This is a genomic window from Deinococcus alpinitundrae (genome assembly GCF_009982895.1).
Lineage (GTDB): Bacteria > Deinococcota > Deinococci > Deinococcales > Deinococcaceae > Deinococcus > Deinococcus alpinitundrae.
The window spans coordinates 124,981-143,417 of the sequence record NZ_WXZL01000005.1 but is presented as its reverse complement, the minus strand read 5'-3'; the positions used below and the strand labels follow the sequence as shown (position 1 = coordinate 143,417).

General features: G+C 60.9%; 19 protein-coding genes and 3 tRNA genes. 10 read left to right on the top strand and 12 right to left on the bottom strand.

The annotated features are described in order from the left end of the window. Positions 1 to 3: 3 nt before the first annotated feature. A complete protein-coding gene (locus tag GUI70_RS06590) occupies positions 4 to 336 on the bottom strand; it encodes a hypothetical protein (RefSeq protein ID WP_202630415.1) in 333 nt (110 codons plus the stop codon). A 61-nt stretch (positions 337 to 397) separates the two neighbouring features. Here GUI70_RS06590 and ygfZ point away from each other — a divergent pair, with 61 nt between their 5' ends. Beyond that, positions 398 to 1,261: a CAF17-like 4Fe-4S cluster assembly/insertion protein YgfZ gene (gene ygfZ, locus GUI70_RS06585; protein WP_161881499.1), complete on the top strand. Its 864-nt coding sequence runs from the start codon at positions 398 to 400 to the stop codon at positions 1,259 to 1,261. Positions 1,262 to 1,271: 10 nt separating this feature from the next. Further along, complete coding sequence (locus GUI70_RS06580) at positions 1,272 to 1,730, top strand: hypothetical protein (RefSeq protein ID WP_161881498.1); 459 nt, start codon at positions 1,272 to 1,274, stop codon at positions 1,728 to 1,730. 19 nt (positions 1,731 to 1,749) lie between these two features. Here the strand turns inward: GUI70_RS06580 and GUI70_RS06575 are convergent, their stop codons facing one another. From GUI70_RS06575 to GUI70_RS06565, 3 genes are all read right to left on the bottom strand, one after another. Next, positions 1,750 to 3,225, bottom strand: coding sequence for a UDP-N-acetylmuramoyl-L-alanyl-D-glutamate--2,6-diaminopimelate ligase (locus GUI70_RS06575; protein ID WP_161881497.1), 1,476 nt, complete (start codon positions 3,223 to 3,225; stop codon positions 1,750 to 1,752). A 112-nt stretch (positions 3,226 to 3,337) separates the two neighbouring features. Next, positions 3,338 to 3,961, bottom strand: a complete 624-nt coding sequence (locus GUI70_RS06570) for a deoxynucleoside kinase (RefSeq protein WP_161881496.1) — start codon at positions 3,959 to 3,961, stop codon at positions 3,338 to 3,340. Then, a complete protein-coding gene (locus GUI70_RS06565) occupies positions 3,961 to 4,575 on the bottom strand; it encodes a deoxynucleoside kinase (RefSeq protein ID WP_161881495.1) in 615 nt (204 codons plus the stop codon). Before GUI70_RS06565 ends, GUI70_RS06570 begins: the two co-directional genes overlap by 1 nt. A 135-nt stretch (positions 4,576 to 4,710) precedes the next feature. Between GUI70_RS06565 and rpsO the strand changes: the two genes are divergently transcribed. The 5 genes from rpsO (at position 4,711) to GUI70_RS06540 (ending at position 6,756) form a co-directional block, all read left to right on the top strand. Further along, complete coding sequence (gene rpsO / locus GUI70_RS06560; RefSeq protein ID WP_161881494.1) at positions 4,711 to 4,992, top strand: 30S ribosomal protein S15; 282 nt, start codon at positions 4,711 to 4,713, stop codon at positions 4,990 to 4,992. A gap of 107 nt (positions 4,993 to 5,099) precedes the next feature. Next, positions 5,100 to 6,368 (top strand): nitrilase-related carbon-nitrogen hydrolase, encoded by a 1,269-nt coding sequence (locus GUI70_RS06555; protein WP_161881493.1) that lies wholly within the window; start codon positions 5,100 to 5,102, stop codon positions 6,366 to 6,368. 99 nt (positions 6,369 to 6,467) lie between these two features. Next, positions 6,468 to 6,555, top strand: a tRNA-Ser gene (locus tag GUI70_RS06550). Between the two features lie 30 nt (positions 6,556 to 6,585). After that, positions 6,586 to 6,676 (top strand) — tRNA-Ser (locus GUI70_RS06545). A 3-nt stretch (positions 6,677 to 6,679) separates the two neighbouring features. Continuing rightward, positions 6,680 to 6,756: transfer RNA gene (locus GUI70_RS06540), tRNA-Arg, on the top strand. 105 nt (positions 6,757 to 6,861) lie between these two features. Here the strand turns inward: GUI70_RS06540 and GUI70_RS06535 are convergent. Then, entirely contained in the window at positions 6,862 to 7,884 is a 1,023-nt protein-coding gene (locus GUI70_RS06535) for a tyrosine-type recombinase/integrase (RefSeq protein WP_161881492.1), read from the bottom strand. Between the two features lie 198 nt (positions 7,885 to 8,082). After that, positions 8,083 to 8,238 carry a helix-turn-helix domain-containing protein gene (locus tag GUI70_RS06530; protein WP_237724748.1) on the bottom strand — a complete coding sequence of 52 codons (156 nt, stop codon included), beginning with the start codon at positions 8,236 to 8,238 and terminating at the stop codon, positions 8,083 to 8,085. A 176-nt stretch (positions 8,239 to 8,414) separates the two neighbouring features. On the opposite strand from GUI70_RS06530, the gene GUI70_RS06525 reads away from it, so the two are divergent. Both GUI70_RS06525 and GUI70_RS06520 read left to right on the top strand, forming a co-directional pair. Further along, positions 8,415 to 8,861, top strand: a complete 447-nt coding sequence (locus GUI70_RS06525; protein ID WP_161881490.1) for a hypothetical protein — start codon at positions 8,415 to 8,417, stop codon at positions 8,859 to 8,861. A 57-nt stretch (positions 8,862 to 8,918) separates the two neighbouring features. Then, positions 8,919 to 9,221, top strand: coding sequence for a hypothetical protein (locus GUI70_RS06520; protein ID WP_161881489.1), 303 nt, complete (start codon positions 8,919 to 8,921; stop codon positions 9,219 to 9,221). Between the two features lie 503 nt (positions 9,222 to 9,724). On the opposite strand, the gene GUI70_RS06515 is transcribed toward GUI70_RS06520, so the two are convergent. After that, positions 9,725 to 10,390, bottom strand: a complete 666-nt coding sequence (locus GUI70_RS06515; RefSeq protein ID WP_161881488.1) for a hypothetical protein — start codon at positions 10,388 to 10,390, stop codon at positions 9,725 to 9,727. A 217-nt stretch (positions 10,391 to 10,607) separates the two neighbouring features. Here GUI70_RS06515 and GUI70_RS06510 point away from each other — a divergent pair, with 217 nt between their 5' ends. After that, positions 10,608 to 11,171 carry a hypothetical protein gene (locus GUI70_RS06510; RefSeq protein ID WP_161881487.1) on the top strand — a complete coding sequence of 188 codons (564 nt, stop codon included), beginning with the start codon at positions 10,608 to 10,610 and terminating at the stop codon, positions 11,169 to 11,171. 47 nt (positions 11,172 to 11,218) lie between these two features. Here GUI70_RS06510 and GUI70_RS06505 read toward each other — a convergent pair whose 3' ends face one another. From GUI70_RS06505 to GUI70_RS06485, 5 genes are all read right to left on the bottom strand, one after another. After that, positions 11,219 to 14,155 (bottom strand): class I SAM-dependent DNA methyltransferase, encoded by a 2,937-nt coding sequence (locus GUI70_RS06505; protein ID WP_161881486.1) that lies wholly within the window; start codon positions 14,153 to 14,155, stop codon positions 11,219 to 11,221. 161 nt (positions 14,156 to 14,316) lie between these two features. After that, complete coding sequence (locus GUI70_RS06500; RefSeq protein WP_161881485.1) at positions 14,317 to 14,541, bottom strand: hypothetical protein; 225 nt, start codon at positions 14,539 to 14,541, stop codon at positions 14,317 to 14,319. Between the two features lie 428 nt (positions 14,542 to 14,969). Beyond that, positions 14,970 to 17,609 (bottom strand): YfjI family protein, encoded by a 2,640-nt coding sequence (locus tag GUI70_RS06495; protein ID WP_161881484.1) that lies wholly within the window; start codon positions 17,607 to 17,609, stop codon positions 14,970 to 14,972. Further along, on the bottom strand, positions 17,606 to 17,776 hold the full coding sequence (locus GUI70_RS06490) for a hypothetical protein (protein WP_161881483.1): 171 nt from the start codon (positions 17,774 to 17,776) through the stop codon (positions 17,606 to 17,608). Before GUI70_RS06490 ends, GUI70_RS06495 begins: the two co-directional genes overlap by 4 nt. Beyond that, positions 17,773 to 17,964, bottom strand: coding sequence for a helix-turn-helix domain-containing protein (locus GUI70_RS06485; RefSeq protein ID WP_161881482.1), 192 nt, complete (start codon positions 17,962 to 17,964; stop codon positions 17,773 to 17,775). Before GUI70_RS06485 ends, GUI70_RS06490 begins: the two co-directional genes overlap by 4 nt. Positions 17,965 to 18,437 lie beyond the last annotated feature (473 nt).

The window sequence follows — 18,437 nt, the reverse complement described above, 5'->3', positions numbered from 1 at the left end:
GCCTCAGTTCTCGCCTTCCCCGCGCATGGCCGTCCAGTCTTCCCAGGCCAGCGCCGGGATCAGGGCGAAGCTGCCCGCGAAGAGGGTGGCCACCGCGCCCGGTACCCGCACGGGCGTCTTGCCCTCCAGCACCAGATACAGCGCTCCCAGCGTGCTGATCATGCCGATATCCATGAACATGATGCGGCTAAAGCTGCTGCGCCTGAGCGTTTCCAGGGTGCCCAGCTCGCCGGGGCGACTGCGCCCCAGCACCGCCGTCAAGACGAGCATGGCGTACAAGCTGGCGTAGAGCTTCAGGCGCGGCAGGCCGGGTCGGCGGTACTGGTTAAAGTCCATGCTCCAGGGTACACACTCGCGCTGCACAGTTTGTCGGCCCGACCTGGCTTAGGATTTCTCCATGACCGCCTTCACCCGCCTGCCTTCCAGCGCCCTGCGCCTGACCGGAGCGGACCGGCTCGACTTCGTGCAGAGCCAGATGACCAACAACCTCAAGGCCGCGCCGACCCCCGGCATGGTGCCCGCCTGCTTCCTGAACCACAAGGGGCAGATCGAGTTCTTCGCCCACATCTACAAGCGCGAGGGCGACGTATACCTGCACCTGGCCGAGCACCAAGCCCCGGCCCTGGCTGCCCGGTTCCGAAAGTACATCATTTTCGACGCGGTGGAGGTGCAGGACGTGACGGATCAGCTCGCCACGCTGCATGTCTGGAGCGAGACGGTGCCGGGCTGGGAGACGGCGGGCGCGGCAGTGCAGTCTTTCGAGCTGGGCGGCGGCACCGTGTTGGCCGGGCGCATTGACCGCAGCGGCACGCCGGGTCTGGACCTGCACTACCTGCGCCAACACGAGGCGGCACTGCTGACTGCCCTGAACGCCGAGGAGTTGCCCTTCGCCGATCTGGAGGCCGCCCGTGTCCGCGCCGGAATCAGCGACGTGACCCAGGACGGCTGGGCGGGTTTGCTGCCGCAGGAAGTCGGCCTGGACAGCGCCATGAGTTACCGCAAGGGCTGCTATGTGGGCCAGGAGATCATGGCCCGGCTGGAAGCGCGCGGCAACACCCGCTACCACCTGACCCAGGTGCGCGGCGAAGCCTTGCCTGCCCACGCCGACATTCTGCTGGGCGGCAAGCTGGTGGGACGCACCGGCAGCAGCGTGGGCGATGTGGCACTGGCCCGCATCCGCAAAGATCTGCCGCCGGACGCGGTGCTGGAAGTCGGGGGCGTCGCTGCCCGCCTGGAGACGCCTGCCGTGAGCGCCGGGTAAACTTGTCGGCATGAGTGTGCCGGAACCGCTTCAAGCCGCGCCACCTCCGCCCGCCACCTTTAGGCGGCTGCGCGGGCTGTATTTGCTGGGGTTGGGCGCGCTGGTGCTGCCGGGCGTCGTGATCGGGCTGCCGATGGGCTCCCTGCTGCGCCCCGGCTGGGCATTGGGCATCACTTGGCTACTGGCAGGCGTGGCGCTGCTCTGTTCGCTGCTGAGCCTGGGCCTGGCCTGGCGGCAATCACGCCATCCCGAACCCGGTAGCATCCTCAGCGCCGCCGTACTGCTGGCCTCGGCCCCCGCCGTGCCGCTCTTGATGGCCTGTGCCCTGTGGCGGCGCGTCGACGCGCTGACACTGCTGCTGCCACTGGGTGCCCTGGCGCTGCTGGCAGGATGGGCGCTGCTGCGAAGCTGGGCCGTGCCGATTGCTGACGGTCCGGCGCAGAAGGCTGAACCGTCTAGGACGCTCTAGCACCTACCGTTTTCAGTGTCTACTCTTCCAAGAGGCTCAGCGCGGTTCGCGCTTCCTCGACCTCATTCCAGGCAATCGTCTCGTCTGCGCGCTCCAGGGTGTCCTCGGGACCCTTTCCAGCCAGCAATACCGTGTCGCCGGGGCCAGCCAGCCGCACCGCGTGGCGAATAGCGTGCTGACGGTCGGGAATAATGCAGTAGTTGGCCCGCCCCGTGCCTTTTGCACCGAGTGCCATTGCGGTCAGAATTTCGACCAGTGGGGTATCTCGGCAGTCTTCCTCAGTGAAAATGGCCTCGTCGGCCAGGCGGGTGGCAACCTCGCCCAGCGGCCCGCGCTTGCCGGGGTCGCGCGGCCCGCCCGCCGCACCGATCACCACAATCAGTTGGCCTCGTGTGGTGGCGCGCAAAGTGCCCAGGGCTTTTTCCAGGCTCGGCGGGGTGTGGGCAAAATCGACAATGATCCTCGGCCCCAGCGCAGGCGAGGGACCCACCGGGCTGGCGACGAGTTCCATGCGCCCTGGCACGCCCGCGAAACTCGCCAGGCCGGCAGTGAGCTGTTCGGCGCTGGCTCCCAACTGGTGCGCTGCCGCCATCGCCGCCAGCGCGTTCCCGACATTGAAGCGGCCGATCATCGGCAAAAAGGCCGCGAAGGTTCCGGCAGGTGACATGACCTCGAAGGCCAGGCCGCCGGGCTGCTCCTCGATCTGCTGGGCCTGCCAATCGGCGGCGCGGCCCGACTCGCTGTAGGTCACGTGTGGCCCCAGCTTGAGCCGTTCGGTCCAAGGATCGTCGGCGTTCAGCACCGCGAAGGGCGCGCGCTCGATCAGCTTGCGCTTTTCGGCGAAGTAGCTCTCCATGTCGCCGTGAAAGTCGAGGTGTTCGCTGGTGAGGTGGGTCCAGATCGCCACGTCCCAGGCCACCGCCCGCACCCGCTCTAAGGCCAGGGCGTGGCTGCTGGCTTCCAGCACTACCGCCTGCGCCCCGCTGGACACCAGTTCACGCAGGGTGGCTTGCACCTGCGGCGACTCTGGGGTGGTGAAATGGGCCGGAAAGTGGCGCGTCTGGCCGTCACCGAGCTGGTAGCCCACCGTACTCAGAAGGCCACTTTGCAGCCCCGCCGAGCGCAGCAGATGGACCGTCAGCCAGCTGGTGGTGGTCTTGCCGTCGGTGCCGGTGACGCCCACCACCTTCAGTTCGCGGCTGGGCCAGCTTTCCAGCGCGGCGGCCAGATCGGCCAGCGCGGCGCGGGCATCCGGCACGGTGACGTAGGGCAGAGGGCAGGGACCGGGCAGCGGCCAGCCCTCGCCGAAGATCGCCGCCGCACCCTGCTGGGCCGCCTGCGGCGCGAAGCTGTGGCCGTCCACCTTTGCGCCGCGAATCGCCACGAACGCCGCGCCGGGCGTGACCCAGGCGGCATTATGGGTCACGCCGCTAATCTCCAGGTCGGCCACCGGAGCAGGCAGGTCGAGGGCAGCGCACAGGGCAGCGAGACGCATAGAACTCCAGCATACAGCCAGGCACCACCCCGAGACGCTGCGGGGCAACGCGCTGGGCACAGCCGTACACGGTCAGCGAAGCTATGCCCACCGGCAGACCGCTCCTCCCCGATTACCGCAGCAGCGGCAGGCCGTAGCCGCGCGCCTCGACCTGGGTGCAGACCCAGCTGAAGGCCGCCGGGTCATGGACGAAATCGTACTCATCGCCAGGCACGCGAATCACCGGGCTATGGTCATACTGATCGGCCCAGCGGGCATAGAGCGTGTTGAGGTCGGCCAGATACGCTTCGGGAATGCTCTGCTCGTACCCGCGCCCGCGCAGGGCGATACGGCTCCTTAAAGTCGGCAGCGAGGCGTCGATGTGAATCAGCAAATCCGGCACCCGCAGGGCCGGCAGAATGCCCCGGTACAAGCCCAGATATGTCTCCCAGTCGCGGGGCTGCATCTGGCCGCCCTCGTAGAGGTTGCGGGCAAACACCCCGGCGTCTTCGAAGACGGTGCGGTCCTGAATGACGTACATGGCCCCGTTGACCAGACTCAGGTGCTGTTCCAGCCGTTTACTCAGAAAGTAGATCTGCGAGTGAAACGAATAGCGCTGCATGTCCCGGTAAAAGTCTTCGAGGTAAGGATTCTCGGCGTAGGGTTCGTAGACCGGGCGCAGGCCGTAGCGCTCCGAGAGCATCCGGGTCAGGCTGCTCTTGCCGCTGCCGATGTTGCCGCTGACCGCGACATACATCAGCCGGACACGGGTGCAGGCAAGTTCAGCACCGCGTCGATGCGTGCCAGGAGATCGCGTTCGTGCTCGGGGTTGCCCACGAAATCGAGTTCGTCCGCGCCCACGGTCAGGACCCGGCCCGGATAAGTTTGGAAGTACTCGTCGTAGCGCCGGGTCAACTCCGCTAGGTAAGCGGCAGGCATGGCGTCCTCGAAGGAGCGGTTTCGCCGGGCGATACGCCGCAGCAGTTCTTCCGGCTCGGCCCGCAGATAAATCACCAGATCTGGCACGGGCAACCTGGGGCTGAGGTGGCTGTAGAGGTCTTGATACAGCGCGAACTCGGCGTCTTTGAGATTCATCGAAGCGAAAATAAAGTCCTTGTCGAACAGGTAATCGCCCACCACGTTCTGGCTGAATAGCCCCGCCTGGCTGATGCCGGAAAGCTGCTTGAAGCGGAAAAGCAGAAAATACACCTGCACCTGAAAGGCGTAGCTCTCGGGCGACTCGTAGAAGCGGGCCAGGAAGGGATTTTCCTCGACCAATTCGAGGTGCAGCTCCGCGCCGTAGCGCTGCGAGAGCCGCCCCGCGAGGCTGGTCTTTCCGACACCGATGGGGCCTTCGACAACCACGTACATGCCCGGCAAGATAGCGTCTGGCCGCTGGACTTGCCGCGCTTGACCGACAACTGCTACACTGACCTTTGCCGCCGTGACGGGGGAGGGCTTCTCCTGACTGAACCGGACCGGACACCCAACAGAAGAAGGTACATTATGGACGCCGCACACCGCAAAGAGATCATGAACACCTATGGCAAGGACGCGCAGGACACCGGCAGCACCAGCGTGCAGATCGCACTCTTGTCTGACCGGATCAGCAACCTGAGTAAGCACCTGGGCACCAACAAGAAGGATAAGGCTGGCCAGCGCGGCCTGCAGCTGATGAACGGCCAGCGCCGCCGCCTGCTCAAGTACCTGGAAGGCAAGGACTACGACGCTTACATCGCCCTGACCAACAAGCTCGGCATCCGCCGGGGCCAGCGCATCGTTCGCTGAGTCAGCGACCAAAGCGGGCCGCCTGGGAGAAGTCCTGGGCGGTTTTCGTTTGAGATTGCGGCGGCTGTGCCCTCCTTGCGCCCGGTTACAACCGCTAAGCTCAGGCCATGACGACCCCCCGGCACATCCGCGCCGTGGCCGTGCAGCCCAAGTGGCACGCCCACGACTTTCTGAGCAAAGCGGCCTTCGAGCGCTGGATGCGCGCACAATTTGACGCGGCCCGGTCCCATCTGTCGGAGACCCAGCCGAATCTGGTGGTGCTGACCGAACTCAACGGCCTGCCGCTGGTGCTGCGCGGCGGAGCGTTGGCGGCGGCCACCAGCAAATTCGAATGGGCGGCGGCGCTGCTGCTCACCCAGCACCTGCCGGAAGTGCTGCCGATCCTGATCCGCGCTGCGTGGTCGGGTGAGCGCGTCTCCCCCATCCGCGCGCTGCAACTGGCCCGCTCGGGCGAGAACGTTTCTCTTTACCTGACGACCTGCCGCGATCTGGCCCGCGAGTACGGCGTTTATCTGGTGTCGGGCAGCATGCCGATACCGCATTACCGTCTGCACGGTGATCAACTCAGACGCGAAGGCAGCGCCCTCTACAACCAGACGGCCATTTTTGCCCCAGACGGCGAGCTGATCGGCACCGCCAACAAGGTTCACCTCACGCCCGACGAGGAACAGGGCGGCGTCGACCTCTCGCCCGGTGACCTCGCGGAGTTGCGCGTCTTTCCGACGCCTGTGGGTGACCTCGGCGTGGCAATCAGTCTCGATGCCTTCCGGGCCGACGTGATCGGTACGCTGACAGCGCAGGGCTGCACGGTCTTGCTGCAACCCGATGCCAACGGCAGTCCCTGGACTGGCATGGAAGGCATCTACCCGGCGGGCACGACGCCGCGCGACCAGCCGCTGGCCTGGCTGGAGAGCAGCTGGCAGGTGACGAATCAGGGCCGGGTCCGCTATGCCGTCAACCCAATGGTGGTGGGTAACCTGCTCGACCTGACCTTCGACGGCCAGAGCAGCGTCACCGGGCCGGAAGAGGAAAGTCTGTCGCCGCGCAGCTACGCCCTGACGCCGCCCCGCAGCGGGTTTCTAGCGCTGCTGCCCTGGGTGGAAACCGGCCCGCCCAAGCAGTTGCGCGAAGTCGGCAGACAACTCGCCGCCCACTCGGGTCACCCACGCGAGAACGCCTACCTCAGCGGCGTCGTTCACGCCGACCTGACGCTGCCGCCGCAAACCCTGCCCGCGCCGCCCAGCACTCCGCACGAGCGAGCGCTCAGGGCATTTCTGGACGGCCAGGCCCAGTTGCGACCCTCGCCACTGCGCTGGGGCTGGGCGCTGGCAGCCGCCCTGGGACTGGGAATAGGTGCGCTGCTGCGCCGCCGGTAAGGGGCAAGATGGAAGGGTGATTTGACAAGCCCGGAGATGGCCCCTATACTCCCTTACGCATCCGGAGAAGCCTCTTTGGTGCGCCCCGCCGCCGCGCGTGGGGGGTTGGCCGAGCGGTTGAAGGCGACAGTCTTGAAAACTGTAGTAGGGCAACCTACCGGGGGTTCGAATCCCTCACCCTCCGCCAACGTTATGGGCCAGCCCAGCAAAGATTGCTGGAGAGATGGGTGAGTGGCTGAAACCCCAGTCCTGCTAAGACTGTATACCTCACAAGGGTATCGAGAGTTCGAATCTCTCTCTCTCCGCCACATGTGCCTGTAGCTCAGCTGGATAGAGCGTCTGACTACGGATCAGAAGGCCAGGGGTTCGAATCCCTTCAGGCACACCACAGAGAACCTCGTCCTAGACGGGGTTTTTCCGTTTCTCTCTTCTGTTGTCATGCACCTCGACGCGGCGATTGTCACTACCGTGTCACTACTGGCTCAAAAATGACTCAATTTGGCCCACCTGCGGCCACCGGAAAGAAGTCACTTAGATCAAATGCCGCCTCTTCGCGCTGATCGTCATACAGGTGCGTGTAAACGCGCAGGGTAAATGCGGGGTCAGTGTGGCCCAGTCGGTCACTCACCACTTTGGGATTCAAGCCACGCCGGATCATCAGCGAAGCCGCCGTATGCCGCAAGTCATGGAAGCGAATGTTTGGCAGCTTGGCTTCCCGTGCCAATTTTTTGAATTGGTCGTAGAAGTAGTTCGGGTTGGTCGGCCCGCCCAGCTCCGAGGCGAAGACGAAGCCCTGATCTTGCCACGCTTCCGCCGCCGCTGAGCATTCCCATTCCTGCTGAGCTTGATGCTCTCGCAACTTGGAGAGCGTACCGGGTGAGAGCGCCACAGTGCGCCGTGACGCCGCTGTCTTGGGAGTCTGAAGCTTGACCTGAATTGAAGAGACGGTAGGCTTCCCCGCCTGCTGTTTTCCGGCCACGCCGTCGCTGTGAACTTCGACCAAGTTGTGCCGGATAGTCAACCGGGAGCGCTCGAAGTCAATGTCCGCCCACTGCAAGCCCAGCACTTCACCGCGCCTCATTCCGGTCATCAGGGCCAAGTCGAAGGCCGCGTGGAGCCGATGAACCTGGGAGGCATCCAGAAATGTCACCACCTGTTCAAGCGTCCATATCTTCATCTCTGAACGCTCGGCTTTCGGCGGGCTAATCACGTCGGCTACGTTGCGCGGCAACATCTGCCAGCGCACTCCTTGACGAAGGGCCATACTCAGCACGCGCAGGCTGTAGCGGCGATTGGCCGCACTCTTGCCGTCCTTTTGCATCTTGGAGAGCAGCCGCTCAATATCCAAAGGCTTGAGTTTCGCAAGCTTCACCCGGCCAATGTGCGGCGTGATGTAAAGGCGCACTGTGTCCCGGTAGCTCTGGACGGTATTCGGCTTCACGCCGTCGCGCTCCTTATGTTCCGTCCAGCGAACCATGAAGTCAGCCACCGTTAAGCCTTCCGTGTCGGCCACCATGCCACTGTGCATATCGGCTTGTAAGGCCCGCAACTTGTCTTGCACCTCGGCCTGGGTCTTGCCACTGATCCACCGCCGATCCTGACTGCCGTCTTCGTGATGGCCCACCGTGATAGCGCCCCGCCAGCCGATTGTTTTTCCAGCCCTGTCTTTGCGCCTGCTCAGCGTGCCTTCACCGTTGGCTCGTTTGGGCATAGCTCAGCTCTCCCGTTTTGGCTGGGCCACCAGTTCCAAGCCCAGCGTGTCTAAAACCTTCTGCCAATTTTCAGGAATGGCCCCACTCTGCCCAGTCAGAAGCCGGGTGACGTTTGGCCGCTGAATACTGGTCAGCTCAGCGAGCTTCTCGTGGGTCATGGCCTGCTGCTTCATTCGTTCCCTGACGGCTTGCCTCACTTGCTCATTCATCCCTTTCAAAGTATCACCTCTTGACACATAGTATCATAAACTGATACAATTGCAAGTAGCAGTAAGGGGCGCTTCCCGTCGAAAGAGAGCGCCCCCGCTGACTCCCCCGTACGGAAGGAATCACCATGAACACTAACACGCCCAGCAAGCCCGCTCTGAGCCGCACCTGGCAGACCGTCACCACCTACCGCGAGTGCGGCGTGGTGGTCGAAGTCGCCCGTCACACCGTTACCCTGAGCCGTGAAGTGCTGGGCGGCGAGCTGGCGGCCACCGTCAACAGCCAGGCCGTCGAGTTGCCCCGCGCTCTGAGCCTGCTGAGGAATGCTGACACCGTGACCGTGACCGCCGAGACGCTGGCCTCCCAGACCATCGGCAAGGCCCGCGCCGCTCGGCTGCACAAAATCATGGGTCGGGTTGGGCTGCCCAGCTTCCAGCACTACGGCTTGGCCGCCGCTGCGCTGTGTGAGCCGTTCCCGCTGGACTCGCTGGCTGCCCTGACCGAGAGCGAGGCCCGGCGGGTCTGGGCGCACTTGTGCCGCTGCTATCCCAGCGCACGCCAGCACGCAGCCTGAATTCATCCGGGGGCGTGCAGATACGCCGCCCCCGCCTCACCACTAGGAGTCAACACCATGAACGACACCACCAACAGCACTACCGCCCTAACTCACTGCGCCGTCTGCGGCAGCATCACCCCGGCCCCGATGCTGACCGGTCCCGCCGCTTGCCCTGCCTGTGCGGTTCAGTCGCTTGCCGAAGCTGCCGCCGCCAATCACCTCGCCGCGTTATTGAGGCCCATCGTCCAGACATGGGCGGCGCACTGGGTAGAAGCTGGCCTCAGCAGCAGCACCCTGAGCCGCCTGCTCGAACTCGAAGGTAGTCAATGGGGCTTCACTGATCCGCTCGGCAGCCTGGACGACAAGCCGTCCTGCTGAGATTCACCACCGGCACCACTGCACACCCGCCCAGCCCAGGGCGGGTTTTTACTTGGTGAGGACTACCGAATGGCACCGGGGTAGAGGGTGAAGGGGGAGGTAAAATTGCTATAGATCCTTGGTGATGTGCCGAAAATGGCCTAGGAAAATGATCCTGGAATTTGTTTTTTACTTCTCCATTAGAGGTCATCAAGAGGGTACTTCACTGATTTTATAGAGATAAAACATTGCTACAGGTAGGGGCCATACAGCTGCAATAGCCTTTATCCAGAACGACGATTTCTGCACCTTTGAAAATATAACTGCCCATAATACAGAACCCAACAGAAGGATCGACACTGTCTTGAAAAAAATCCCGAAGGCCTCAGAGGAAAAAATTACGTAACCTGAAAGAATTATAATTGGCAGTAAGATAAATAACATTGCGCTGGATAAAAACATCTCAAATAAACGTAGAAGAATGATCATTCTGCCATTATGGAACTACATGGCTTACAGTCCAATCAATCCAGTCCAATCCCTAGTTTTCGAAACACTCGTGCCCAGCGCCGGTCAAAGACACTAATAGCTCGCCTCAGCGTACCGTCACCACGCCGCCGATAGGGTTTAGGTATTCCCCGGCTGAGGCCCATCACGTCGCAAGTCCAGTCGAGTGTCTTGTGACGCTGCCTGCTCACGTCGGTGAGGCCCAGACACTTTCGGCACCCCACCAGCGCCGCTGCCTGCTCAATACCCTCAGCGTTCCAGGGTGAGGCATAGACCACACCACAACGCCCGCCGCAGCGGGGACAAACCAGCCACAGCCGCTCTGCGTTTCGTCCGGTAGGGGCGTGGGTCAGTTGCACCCGGTTCCACTCCCGGTCCGGCTCTAAGCTCGGTGAATGAGATATGAATCGAAATACGCAGGCGTCAGGCTGCCACTCCACCACCAGACGCGCCGCGAGATTGGTCAGCGGCTCTAGACCGGTCAGGGTGCGCCGCTGCACCGCTAAGCTGGCCGCCAGGCTAGCGACGGGTAGAGCATGGCAGGCTTGCACTGGCACTCGCGTAAAGAAGCGCCGCCCGGTGCGCTTATTCACCCATTGTTGAACCGTTGGCGGCCCGTCGCCATGCTGCACGGCCAAGCTGAAAGCGTCGCCGATTCGTTGGTAAGGCTGGCCCTTGCTCATGTCCTCAGTTTAGGCCGTTGGCAAATGACGGCGGAGTTTCCGAGATTTTGGGATGGGTTTGGACAGTCAGAAAGGGCTCTCAGCCTGATCGCAATGTGCTACTGAAGCATCAGAAGAGGTTAGAGGATGCATTGAGCTAATGACTTGTTTTCAGGATCTGATTATTCGAGGTGTCTCCCCCAATATTTTTGTCAGAGAAGGGTAGATAAAAAGGGCTGTGGAAAACGACAAGAACTATCCAAACCTCGGCTCACTGGCGATAGTGGAAAAAATTCTCAATGAGACCGTGCAGTGCTTGGCTGATCCAACTAGAACAACAGCAACCAGCGACATTCCCGAAATATTAGGTGTGCTTTTAGGAATGGGTGCGGGTGGAGCGGCAAGTGCGGCATGGGTATCCGGTACGGTGGCAGGTGCGGCAGCGGCTGGAGTATACGGGGGTGCAGGAGTCGCTACTACGCTGGCAGGTGCTGGAGCAGTGGTTGGCGGGGGAATGCTTGCTGGCGTAGCTGTTCTGGCTGCGCCGATGGTCGTTTTGGGATTGGCAGGTTACGGAGTGTTCAGCATCGTAAATCAGAACCGTCTAGAGGCCCGAAAACGCACCTTACTTGATGAAGCTAATAAATTACATCCGAAATTATTCAGACAATGTTCATCCGTAAACTTGACGAATGAGAGACTCGAATATATTAGAAAACTCACCATTTTGATCAGAGATATAATATTGAGATTACAACATGACTTAGGCTTGAGCAAAACTATTTTCAAGCCGATTCCGTAGGAAATGTGCCCGCCATTGATTCACCATTTACTGAGGTAAAGAACCAGTCAAGAAGTTGTGGCCGACTTTGCTGCTGCCGCTTCGTGATTGGCCCGTATCTTCATGGTCTTCTCGTCAGCTTTGCGCTGCGCTTCCACTTCGGCCAGCGTGGCGGCGGCTCCGGCTTCCAGTGCGGCCCGTTCCAGATTGAGGGCCAGCAGCTTCTCTAGCAGCTCGTCGTCGGTCAGTGGCCAGGTCCAGCCATACGCCGCCGCCACCGCCGTATCCAGGGCATCATGGGCGCGGGCCAACGCCTTGACCCCTACGATGACCTCTAAGCCGCTCTCGCGATAGGTCGTCAGCAGGTTATAAGCGCCGGTCAGCGTCAGCAGCTTCTTGGTGCTGCTCGTCTCAGCGTTGGCCTTGCGGTAAGGATCTTCTTTGGTCAGCAGCATGGCGCGGACGTTCTCAACTTGCCGGGCGGCCTTCTCGATGGCTTCATGCTGGGCGGTGTCGGGCTTGGGGAAAGGGAAGGTTTCAAAGGTGGTGGATGGGGTGTAGCGGGTATCGTTCCCTTTGCCCATAAATGTACCCAGCCGAAATGCCCAGATATTGTGCAAATGGCTGTTCAGCACGCCGAACATGAAGTCATCGTCAGCAGCGATCACAGTTAGAGCACCGTCAGCGATCACGTCACCTTCTAGCCAGGCAAAGGTGCGGTACTTGGAAACGCGAGATGTGCCAATGAAGCGCGCGAGAGACGCGACTGCTCGCCTCATCCCACCTGCCGACTCGTTGTAGCCCCACCATTTTTCCCGGCGGGCGGCGCGATTCATCTGCAGTTTTTTAGGCTTCACCTTCTGAACGACATGTTCGAACGGCTCTTCGTATTCGGCAGCCTGAGCTTCAGTGAGGCCGTTGAAGTCGATGGTGTAACGGTCCTTACTGCCCTCAGTAATGTCTTCGCCCACTAGGAAGCGCTTAATCACATCGGCATTGCTCACCCCCGAAGTGTTGGGCAGCGTCAGCCAAGCGCGGGCCTTCTCGCCAGGAATGTCAAACTCACCACCCGGTACTACCCCAATGAATGCCCGCCCAGAGTTCTCTTTGAGTTTCTGGGCTTGCTCCAAGCTGGCTCCGGTACTTAAGTCTGGATTGATGCTGGCCACCATTTGCGCGGCCTCTGTGCGGGCCTTCACGTCTCGCTCGTCGCCCTCGTGGTGCAGCAGCACCCGCTCCGGGTCGCTGCCATCGTCAAACATCACCACACTGACCCGCACCGCTGCGCCGTCTTGCGTCCAGGCCCGATCCGGCCATGCCCTGAAAATGTTGGCGTCTCGCTGAATGCGCTCCAATACCACCCGGTTTTTGTTGCCGCGAATACTGTTAGTGGCGATCAGTCCCACCCGTTTGGTTTTCCCAGCGGCCACCTGCTCGCGGGCCTTCTCGAACCAGTAACACACGAAGTCAGAGAAGCCCGGAATGCGCCCCCCGTAGGCTTTGCGAAGGGCGTCCACATTGTCACTACCGAGCTGTTCGCGCATTGGTGAGTAGCCCAGAAATGGTGGATTGCCCACGATGAACTCAGCGATAGGCCACTCGCGCACCTTATCGCCGTCCATCACGGCATCATGGCAGACCAGCCCCGGCAGCTTGTCCAGCACGGGTGATTCACGACGCTTCTCGCCGTGTTCGCGCAGCCATTGAAGGTAGCCGATCCACAACACCATGCCTGCAATTTCGTGTGCATACTTGTTAATCTCCATTCCCAGCAGTTGCCGAGGCGATATCAGCGGCGGCACTGCTACGGCTTCCTGCTCGGTTAGGGTCCGGATGGTCGCCCGTACTTCTAGCTCTAGATCAAGCAACAGCCGCAGCGTCACATAGAGGAAGTTGCCCGATCCCATCGCCGCATCTAGTACGGTCACGCGGGCCAGCCGCGCTTGAAAGGCTCTCAAACGGCTCACTGCCTCATCAATTTGGGTTTGTCCCAGGCCATCTTCAACAAACAGGCCGCCGCCCTTCCGGCGGGCTTCCTCTACCTCTTGAATCAGCGGTACCAGTTCCTGGCGCAGCGCGTCCCATTCGGCGCGCAGCGGGCGCATGATGACCGGCTCCACCACATCGAGAATGTCGCTGAGCGGCGTGTAGTGTGCGCCGAGCTGCCAGCGCCTCTCCGGGTCAATCACCAGCTCAAACAGGGTGCCGAAGATGGTCGGGTCAATCTGCCGCCAGTCGCGCCGCGCCGCATCACGAAGAATCCTGATTTCGCTGCCCTTCAGATCTGGCGCACTGGTGTTCTCGAAAACGCCACCGTTGATGTAAGGAATGCGCCCGGCCAGCGTTGACTTACCTACCTTCATGGCCTCAAATAGCTCTTCGCACATCGGCTTGAAGTCTTCTTCGTGCTTGAGGGCTTCGGTCAGCAGCCGAGTGAAGGTGCCGGAGGGGATCAGCTCCATATCCTCAGCAAACATCGTGAACATGACCCGCACCAGAAAATCCGCGATGGCCTCAGTGTCCGCTTCGTCCTTACGTAACACCTCGCTGACTTTCGCCAGGTCAGCCACTGCGGCCTCAGTAGCAATTTCGATGCGCTTGGTCGGATTAAATGCCTGCGGATCGGTCCAGACCCGCGCCAGCTCTTGCCGCTTGTTTTCATCGAGCAGATTTTCGAGAGTGAAGACCGTAATTTCCTTCTGGGTGCCGGTGAAGTTGGTGTGGACCTGAATCGTCTTCATGTCCGACACCACCATCAGCGGCGGATTCTGCAAGTCTTCCCGGTAAGTCAGAAGCTGTGTATATGCCTTCTTGAGATCGCCGTTGGCTTCCGGTCCCTTATATTCCCAGCCGAAGTGCCCAACCCACCACACGTCGGCGTAACCCTTCTTGCCGGTGGTCTTGACCACGTGCTTCTCAAAACGGTATTCGCTGCCAGTGGGGTCGTAGTCGAGCGGCTTGGGCACTTGCAGCAGTTCGCACAACTCGTTGAAGTGCGTCTGCACGGCGGCCTTCTCGTTGACCGTGACCTTCTGATACTTGCTGATGAATGCTGAGGGAGAGAGGGCCATGTGGAGTCATTATGGCGGCCCTTCTGAATGGGTCGGCAGGGACACACTGCTGTCTGCCATAAGGGTGCGGAGGTGCTGATAGAGCGCTTCGCGTACTAGGCGCTGACATCCTCACAGCGTAGGTACTCGCAGGCCACCGCCTTACCTGCCAGGGTGATATGACCGTTCTTGATGTAACCCAATTCCGCCGCCATGACCAGCGCGGCTCCCTGGTGTTCCGGGCGCTGTGCGTAGGCCAGCGAGCGCACGGCGGAGCGCCCGGCACCAAGCGGCAAGGCACGGGCATAAGCTTGCAAAGCTGCCCATTGCACGCCGCTCATGAGCCGACCTGGGCGGGATAGGGTCGGGCCAGCTTTGCCGCCGATCTTTGCCCGGTAGCCTTGCACCCCTCGAAGGGGGCAAGCATGGCTTAGATGAATACTCAGCGGCGGGGGTTCCGGCCACCACAACCGGCTTGGTGCGCCGCACTCCCCCATATGCGGCCCCCAGATCGGTACAGGGGTGAAGTGGGTGCAACTGCCGCAGTGTCCAGCTTCCAGGGCTAGGACGGACCAGTCAGCGGTGGGTAAAAGAGAGGAAGGATTGAGGGCTGGATTTTCAGCAAATACCCCTGCCTCCTCACCGCCAGAACCGACGGAAGGGGCAACTTCACCATGCTCAGCATGATGTGAGGTGCTTCCGTCGGTTCTGGCGGTGAGGGGGGTGGAGTATTCCACCGTTTTTCTATAGGGGCGCATCTTGAAGACCGTCATGCTTCAACGCCGATCAGGTCAGGATGAAGGCGCAGCACCTCGGCGGTACGGCCCCCGGTTTCTGTCTCTTCTACCTGTACCCATCCCAGCTCCGTCAGTTGCTCTACAGCTCGATCTAACAGCCCGTCGGTCAGGATCGCCCAATCCTTACGGCGCAGGTCGCGCAGCCGGTCTCCATCCCGCACAGCTTTGGCCTTAATCTTCTCGGCCAGCGCATAGGCGGGCGCGTTGGAGGTACCCAGCTCCAGGGCGTAAACCTTACGGGCGTGCAGTTCCAGAAATTCAACCCAGTTCAAGGCAAGCTCCAGAGCATTAGCCGATACGGGCGGGAGCGTAGTAGGGTCGGTGCCCGGTACGGTCAATTCGACCAAGTGGAAGACAAGAGCCAGCGACGGGGCAAGAGAACGGTACTTACTGACGTGAGATTCGAAGGCGGGGGCGTGTTCCATCTCGCCGCCGCGTAAACGGTTCTCCAGGGCATCCCGCCACTCTTCCCAGATAGGCTGAGCGTCGTCACTGAAGGGCAGCACGGGTGGCCCACCTGAGCCGTGCCGATGCAGAGCGTCCAGCGCCTCGAAAACAGCAAAGGCGCGCTCTCTGTCCGCCTTGAATACCTGTCCACCATGCCGGACCCACTCACCCAACGAGTCCGGCCATACGATGAGCTGAAAGCGTTGCAACAGCCCACTGTCGCCCGCAGAACCGGCACGGCTCCTGGCCATGAACGACATCAGCGGCCCCGGTTGAATGCCGCCGATCACGGCAATACAGGGATTATCGGCCCGTACCGTGCCGCGCCCAATTCGCTCAAAGGCATACGCGCCTTCACCGTTCCAGGACGTGAGGAAGAATCCCAGTGCCTCGGCGCGTTCCTCACGGGTAAGGTCGTTAATCCAGCTTCCCAGCTCATCTCGCGTGAACGCCAGGCCCCTGGGATTTTCCTGAATCAGTTCGCCCAGTTTCTCGTAAGTGACGTTTTGTGTGACGTAGCGCTTGGCGACGGCCACGTTTACCTTCTCGCGTTCCTTAAGGTCGCGCAGCGCCTCACGGTCAAGTCTACCTGACTTCACCGCCTGTTTCTTGAGAGTAGCAGCCTCAGCCTGCAAAGCCTCACGCTCTATCTCCACGTCCAAGAGCTGTGCTTGATGATCTTCGGCGGCTAGGCGCTCTAAGCGTTGCAACGGTTCCAGCGCAGTGTCCAGAATCATGGACTTCATGGAACCCGGACGGCCTACAATCGCAGCCCACAGATTAGGGACCACGTTCCACCCCTGCTCAGGACTGATTTTCACGGAACGGCCTAACAAGCCGGAGAGGGCGGCCACCGCAAGAACGGCGAATAGTTCCAGCGGAAGACAGGCCAGCATAGAGGCGTTGACCAGCCAAGCGCGCAGTGCTTCAGGCAGCATTTCTGGCGGCATCGTGGGAACCGGCGGGAGCTTGGGCGGTAGATCCTGTCGCAATTTCCACTCCAACTCCACTCCTGGCACGGCCTCGACCCTCCTAGATCCGACAGACAGATCCGGCAGCATGGACATACCTAACCCCGCCGCCATCTTTACAGCGGCCTTCATGTCGCCGCCGTGTTCGAATTCGGCGTACAGGTCGAAGGGTTCCCTGAGATGCCCGTCCCCGTTGCCTCCGTCCAGAGGATCGTTGCTGGAATGGTGGTAACTACACAGCACGCCGCGCTCGTTGACTAGCAGCTTTACGTCTCGTCCACTGGCATCGTCGCCGGGCCGAGTGTAAGTTTTGGCATCCTCGCGTCGGTAGCCATACCGCTCAAGCACCTCACCAATAGGGTTCCGGGTGTTGAAGGCTTGAATCACATTCCCCTCAGTAGGAGGAGTCCACACAGAATCGGACCTGACCGAAGGAGTGGACCTCTTTGCGACAGACATCGGTTTCAAAGCCTTCAAAATGGCGTCGTCCACAATCTGAAGTGGATTCAGGTGCCAGATTTCCACCAGCAAGGGGCGTTCAGGATTCTTGAGATTCTTACTGCTGGGCAATCTGAAAATGCGCTCGGGGTTGCGCGTCTTTCGGTCAGCGCCCAGGTCTTTGAACAAGTTGCATAGCATCAGATTCAGGGCTTCCGTCTCCTGAGTGTTGCTGGCCGTGCGCTTCCACAGCACCTGTAGACCATGCCCAGTGTTGACCACCGCTACCGGAAGGATGCCCAGCGCCTCACAGCGGCGCATCAGCTCGACATAGAGCCGCGCCTTGGCTTCCTTGAGTGCCTCCGGCGTCATCTGCTTAACATCCTGGCCTTCCGGCATATAACCGGCGGCGTCTTTCAGATCGAAGTCTTGCCAGAGCAGATGGGTAGGGTAAACGCCATCGTCGCCTGACACGCCCTCTTCTCTCCGAAGGGACACACCGTAATAGACGTTCCAGCCCTGAGCAACCCAGCGGCGCACATCCTCAAGGTTTTTGGTGTCTGGGCCATCAATGCGTGCCCAGTGCTTCTCAATCTTGCCGCCAGGCCGAATCAGTCGGTATTCAATCCAGCCCTGAGCAGCAGCATCGCCATAGAGGGCTTGCAACCAGTCGGGTGGGTTGAGATCGGTCAGCGGCTGCTCAGGCGTCGGGTTGGGTTGCCCGGTGCCATTCTTTCGAAGGTCGTTGAGCTTCATGCTTTCGTCCTGCCGTCCGGCTGGAAGCTGGGCAACCTCAGCAGCCCTTCAAGGATCTTCATGCCCGCACCTATGTCGTCAGGACGCTGGGAATCAAGCTTAGCCAGTTCGAAGAGTTGGGATATGCTCTTGGTGTCGCCCACCGTCTGCCCGGTGGGCCGCTTCATTTCTGCTCGCCGTTCAAAAATTCTTCGATGGCAGACATAGGGATCAGGATTTTGCGGCCTATGCGAATGCTGCGGAGTGCGCCGGAGCGGATAAGGTCATAGACACCGTTACGACCTACGCCCAGCATCGGCGCGGCCTCTTCCGGCTTACGGGTAAGGCGCAGGGACGGCTCTTGGATTACAGTCATGGTGCGATCTCCTTGTGGGGTCGTTTGGTCGGCGCGTGGGTGACGTTCTTGGTCGGATGCACTCACGCGCTGTCTCTTTGGCTTGCTGCAAGCATTGAAGGTTGCACTGTGGCCTCCTTGTCGTTTTCATGCGTCCCGCCGTTCTAAACGGCATCTATTTGTTCGGGTTGCCTTGTGGGCAGTGTCTTGCTGCTAGTTCATGGCGCGTCCTCCCGTCTTGCTCTGCCTTCTACTGTCACAGATACTTCTGGACAGTGGATTCAAGGTGTCTGCCACCAAGCTCGCTAAAGAGTTCGGCATTCCTTCGCTCTGGGCGCATCTTTTCGTCGTTTCCGAGATTGAGCGCATTTGGGCGATCAAAGTAGCCTAGAGATCGGCATAGTGTGAAAATTACCTGGCCCAGCGAGCGCGGTGAACATAATGCTGGCGACAGCGATTTCCAACACGTCGGGGTGTTTTTGGCTACTCCAAGC

Bases quoted from the DNA above. Each gene is read 5' to 3' on its own strand.
- GUI70_RS06575 (WP_161881497.1), bottom strand. From the start codon at position 3,225: ATGCGTCTCGCTGCCCTGTGCGCTGCCCTCGACCTGCCTGCTCCGGTG.
- GUI70_RS06555 (WP_161881493.1), top strand. From the start codon at position 5,100: ATGACGACCCCCCGGCACATCCGCGCCGTGGCCGTGCAGCCCAAGTGG.
- GUI70_RS06530 (WP_237724748.1), bottom strand. From the start codon at position 8,238: ATGACCCACGAGAAGCTCGCTGAGCTGACCAGTATTCAGCGGCCAAAC.
- ygfZ (WP_161881499.1), top strand. From the start codon at position 398: ATGACCGCCTTCACCCGCCTGCCTTCCAGCGCCCTGCGCCTGACCGGA.
- GUI70_RS06525 (WP_161881490.1), top strand. From the start codon at position 8,415: ATGAACACTAACACGCCCAGCAAGCCCGCTCTGAGCCGCACCTGGCAG.
- GUI70_RS06565 (WP_161881495.1), bottom strand. From the start codon at position 4,575: ATGTACGTGGTTGTCGAAGGCCCCATCGGTGTCGGAAAGACCAGCCTC.
- GUI70_RS06515 (WP_161881488.1), bottom strand. From the start codon at position 10,390: ATGAGCAAGGGCCAGCCTTACCAACGAATCGGCGACGCTTTCAGCTTG.
- GUI70_RS06535 (WP_161881492.1), bottom strand. From the start codon at position 7,884: ATGGTGGCCGACACGGAAGGCTTAACGGTGGCTGACTTCATGGTTCGC.
- GUI70_RS06590 (WP_202630415.1), bottom strand. From the start codon at position 336: ATGGACTTTAACCAGTACCGCCGACCCGGCCTGCCGCGCCTGAAGCTC.
- GUI70_RS06520 (WP_161881489.1), top strand. From the start codon at position 8,919: ATGAACGACACCACCAACAGCACTACCGCCCTAACTCACTGCGCCGTC.
- GUI70_RS06570 (WP_161881496.1), bottom strand. From the start codon at position 3,961: ATGTATGTCGCGGTCAGCGGCAACATCGGCAGCGGCAAGAGCAGCCTG.
- GUI70_RS06490 (WP_161881483.1), bottom strand. From the start codon at position 17,776: ATGAAGCGGCCCACCGGGCAGACGGTGGGCGACACCAAGAGCATATCC.
- GUI70_RS06485 (WP_161881482.1), bottom strand. From the start codon at position 17,964: ATGACTGTAATCCAAGAGCCGTCCCTGCGCCTTACCCGTAAGCCGGAA.
- GUI70_RS06580 (WP_161881498.1), top strand. From the start codon at position 1,272: ATGAGTGTGCCGGAACCGCTTCAAGCCGCGCCACCTCCGCCCGCCACC.
- GUI70_RS06495 (WP_161881484.1), bottom strand. From the start codon at position 17,609: ATGAAGCTCAACGACCTTCGAAAGAATGGCACCGGGCAACCCAACCCG.
- rpsO (WP_161881494.1), top strand. From the start codon at position 4,711: ATGGACGCCGCACACCGCAAAGAGATCATGAACACCTATGGCAAGGAC.
- GUI70_RS06500 (WP_161881485.1), bottom strand. From the start codon at position 14,541: ATGAGCGGCGTGCAATGGGCAGCTTTGCAAGCTTATGCCCGTGCCTTG.